This window comes from Tunicatimonas sp., from assembly GCF_049647865.1.
In the GTDB taxonomy this organism is placed as follows: domain Bacteria; phylum Bacteroidota; class Bacteroidia; order Cytophagales; family Cyclobacteriaceae; genus Tunicatimonas.
This window is the reverse complement of the sequence record NZ_JBARYM010000143.1, coordinates 1-3,509: the sequence shown is the minus strand read 5'-3', so window position 1 is coordinate 3,509 and position 3,509 is coordinate 1. Positions and strand designations below refer to the sequence as shown.

The window sequence follows — 3,509 nt, the reverse complement described above, 5'->3', positions numbered from 1 at the left end:
ATCGCGTGCCACATAGGAAGTGCTCACCATCATTATAAAATACAACAGCCAGATGGAGGTGTGAATTACTTTCTCTCTTTTAGTGAAATGCAGGGATAGCTCTTCCATGATTTAGTATATAACTAGTATTCAAATATATGAAATTATATAGTTTGCGATATCTAGCTAAACCGTAATATGCATGAAATTGACTAATTCGTGAGGGGTTATAAGCTGTTCACGCTTGTTTTTTAAGCATTGGTGAAATAAATAGAAATTGTATTGATCTGTTACATTTAATATGAATATCTTTAGGTCATAATTATTGTACACTACAACTATATATTATTATGACGATTTTGAGTAAAAAGCGAAACACCCCAAATTTACGTAATGAGAAAATGTTTTCTTTATCAAAGAAGCACCAACAAAGTGTGAGAGGAGGAAGTAAGCCTAATCTACCTGATTTTTTAAAAAAACTTATGGGCAAAGAAAAGTAGATTAAACTTTACTTAAAACCATTTTAGTTAAGTCTAATAAGTAATTATTAGGCTTTTTTTTTGATCCGATGTTAAATCATGCTTTATTCTTCTACTTTTTTTCAACCAAATAATAGTCAGTACAGGTTAAGTACTGCTTATTAGGTAGGAGTATTGTAAGTTAATTCGTTTAATCAAATACTATTGAGAAAGTTTCCTCTCTACCGCCAACTCGACTACATGGACTGTGGGCCAACCTGCCTACGAATGGTAGGGCGGTTCTACGGACAGCACTATACCCTAGAACAATTGCGAGAAACTACTTTTCTGGGAAAACAGGGCGTTTCGCTACTCAATCTAGCGGAAGCTGCTGAACAATTGGGGTTTCGTACCGAAGCAGTAGTCACTGATTTTGACACGCTGCGAAATGATGTACTACTGCCCTGCATTGCTCACTGGCGCGACCGTCACTATGTGGTAGTATACCGTATAACCCGCAAGTACGTATACGTGGCCGATCCAGCTACGGGTAAGCTGCGTTATAGCTGGAAAGAATTCTTGTCGGGATGGCAATCGGATCAGCAAACGGCAAATAATCAACCTGATATGGCCGTAACCCAAGCGAATGAGAATCAGTCGGGCTCAGGAATCTTATTGTTGTTGGAGCCAACGCCACCGTTCTACGAAAAAGATACCCAGACGGAACCACGTGTTGCCAATGGCTGGAACTTACTACTACCTTTCTTTCGGCCTTACCACCGCTACATAGGTCAACTGTTGCTGAGTGTGCTGGCTATCGGTCTCATTCAGTTGGTCTTTCCTTTTTTAGCACAAGCACTGGTGGATGAAGGTATTCGTAATAATAACCTACATTTTATCTATATCATTCTGATTGCTCAGTTGGTGCTCTTTATCTCTCAAACTATCGGAGAAATTATCCGCAGTTATTTACTACTTCACATAGGTAACCGGGTGAGTATATCACTACTGTCTAACTTCCTGCAGAAACTCATGCGACTGCCTTACGCATTTTTTGAGCAAAAGAATTTGGGTGATCTATTCCAGCGTATCACCGATAATTAGCGGATTGAAGAATTTCTGACTGCCCAATCGCTAAACGTACTTTTTTCGGTCTTTAGCGTAGCAGTCTTTAGCTTGGTATTAGCCTACTACAATTTTCTGATATTTACCATTTTTCTGATTGGGGCTATACTATACGTAGGCTGGATTTTACTATTGGCTCGCCGTCGGGCCCTGCTAGAATACAAGCGATTTGAAGCCTCATCAGAACACCAAGTACAACTACATGATTTACTCTACGGTATGCCCGAGATTCGGCTAAACGGATCACAGCAACGTCGCCGCTGGCGGTGGGAGGCAGTTCGTATTAAGCAACATCAGGTAGATGTTGAAACACTATCAGTTGATCAACTACAGGCTCGTGGGGGAACGTTTATCCACGAGCTTAAAAATATCGGCATCACCTTTTTAGCAGCGCTGCTCGTAGTGCGAGGAGATATGACGCTAGGGATGCTTATTGCCGTACAATACATCTTGGGGCAACTGAATGCTCCGTTACTTAGCCTGATTGATTTTCTTCAGTCGGCTCAAGATGCTCATCTAAGTTTAACTCGCCTGAATGAAGTACATGCCAAACTCAGTGAAGATACTAAGGCAGATCAAACATTTGCTGACCATCCTTCAGGAATTATACACATCGACAACCTTACATTCCACTATGAAGGACCGCATTCACCCGCCGTTCTTCAGCAAGTATCAGCCGTTATTCCCCAGGGTAAGGTTACTGCGGTCGTGGGGGCCAGTGGCAGTGGAAAAACGACTCTACTGAAATTGCTGCTTAAATTCTATTCACCCTCCGAAGGTGGTATACACGTAGGTGAACAAAAATTAGCCAATATTAAGTCAACCCATTGGCTTACCCAGTGTGGCGTGGTCATGCAAGATGGATTTGTTTTTGATGACACTATTCTGGCTAATATCACTGAATCTGATAGTAAAAGTCCTCTGGATAAGGAACGCTTGTCCCATGCTGTGCGTATTGCCCATCTAGAACAATTCATTGATGGCTTGCCAAAAGGTTACGCTACACCTATTGGGCAAAATGGTATGGGACTATCGGGTGGACAGCGGCAACGAATGCTCATTGCTCGGGCGGTTTACAAAGACCCGACTTATTTATTTTTTGACGAAGCTACCAGTGCATTGGATGCTAAAAGTGAACGTTATATCGTCAATAATCTAGAGAATTTTTATCAAGACCGTACGGTGGTGATTATCGCCCATCGGTTAAGTACGGTCAAGCATGCTGATCAGATTCTCGTGATGGACGAAGGTAGCATTGTTGAACGAGGAACGCACGCTGAATTAACCTATCAAAAAGGGTTTTATTACACATTGGTAAAAAACCAATTAGAACTGGGCGAATGAACAAATTACCCAAAGCTATTGACGAGCTAAGTGAACCTTCGGAATATTTACAAGAAGTGCTGGAAACTCCCCCCCAGTGGATTGTTCGGTGGGGAGAAGTATTTGTGTTGTCTAATGTAGTGCTACTAGTACTACTTAGTTGGCTCATTCGTTATCCTGATCGGATACCCGCCAAGCTAGTCATCACTACGCTTCACCCACCAATACCGGTAGTTGCTCAAGCGACTGGTCCCGTAAGTATGCTATGGGTATCCGATCAAGACACAGTAGAAGCGGATTCTGTACTGGCAATAATCCAGAATTCAGCGCTATACTCAGATATTCAACGACTCACTCAGGAGTTACAAGCATTCAATTCTACTTTCCTAGCGGAAGATACATTTTTCGTGAATTCCTATCAGTTAGGGGAGCTGCAATCTACGTACACCCATGTGCAGGAAGCTATCCGAAAATACCAGCTGTATGTTCGGCTTACTCCACACGTTCAACAACGACAAGCCGTCAGCAACCAATTGTACAAATATCAGGATTTATTAACCCGGCAACAAAAACAACTAACTTTGTTGGATAGAAAGGTGCAACTGGCGCAAAAAGACTTTTCTC

At 41.9% G+C, this 3,509-nt stretch carries 2 protein-coding genes and 1 pseudogene; all 3 read left to right on the top strand.

Annotated features, from left to right (window positions below; all coding sequences use genetic code 11):
- Positions 1–662: 662 nt before the first annotated feature.
- A pseudogene (locus tag WBA23_RS04495) lies at positions 663–2,024 on the top strand (cysteine peptidase family C39 domain-containing protein); the annotation flags it as partial.
- Positions 2,013–2,906, top strand: coding sequence for an ATP-binding cassette domain-containing protein (locus WBA23_RS04490; RefSeq protein ID WP_424581051.1), 894 nt, complete (start codon positions 2,013–2,015; stop codon positions 2,904–2,906). The pseudogene WBA23_RS04495 and the gene WBA23_RS04490, both read left to right, overlap by 12 nt.
- The coding region (locus WBA23_RS04485) for a hypothetical protein (protein ID WP_424581050.1) at positions 2,903–3,509 on the top strand (607 nt) is incomplete at its 3' end. The genes WBA23_RS04490 and WBA23_RS04485, both read left to right, overlap by 4 nt.